Raw genomic sequence first — 615 nt, 5'->3', positions numbered from 1 at the left:
CCCAGTCTAGACGTTTTGCCGCACAAGGAATTAACAGTGCATTGGACGCGTACATCGCATTCCAAACCAGAGGGTCGACGTGCGGACCGGTATCAATCATGATGATATCGAAGTCATTCGCAATCTTGTCGATAAGCTGTTCTTTCAATAGACGAACGATATCAAGTGATGGGTCTTCAGACAGCGTTTGCCACGCTTCTGCGTTAAACATAGCATCTTCTGGGAATGCGGAGATTGACTTCAAGTTCGGATATTGCGTCGGCAACAGCACGTTCTTGTGTAAAAATTCGCGGTCGATCTCTACTCCATCAGGCACGTTGCCTAACATGATGTCCACCGCTGAATAAATGTTGTCGTGCTCAGCCACACTGATTTGCGGGTTTAAAAACAGACGTAATGAACCTTGAGGGTCCAAGTCAATCAAACAAATGCGGTAGCGTTTATCTAGGTTAAGCGCCAAACAAGCAGCCAAATGTACGGCCGTCATTGATTTACCCGTACCACCTTTTTGGTTTTGTACGTTGATAATCCATGGTTTATTGCCGTTATTCTTCTTACGCTCATAGAATTTTGGCACTTCAGCCGCATCCATCAGCATGTGTGCTTCTTCTAACG

General features: G+C 45.7%; 1 protein-coding gene. It reads right to left on the bottom strand.

The window, feature by feature from the left end; genetic code table 11:
• Positions 1-615, bottom strand: a 615-nt coding sequence (locus R7190_RS28675; protein WP_318138037.1) for a ParA family protein, incomplete at both ends; no start/stop codon positions are given.

It is taken from the genome of Vibrio sp. 1078-1 (assembly GCF_033340475.1).
The sequence above is the reverse complement of the archived record's forward strand: the minus strand, read 5'-3'. Positions and strand labels throughout refer to the sequence as shown.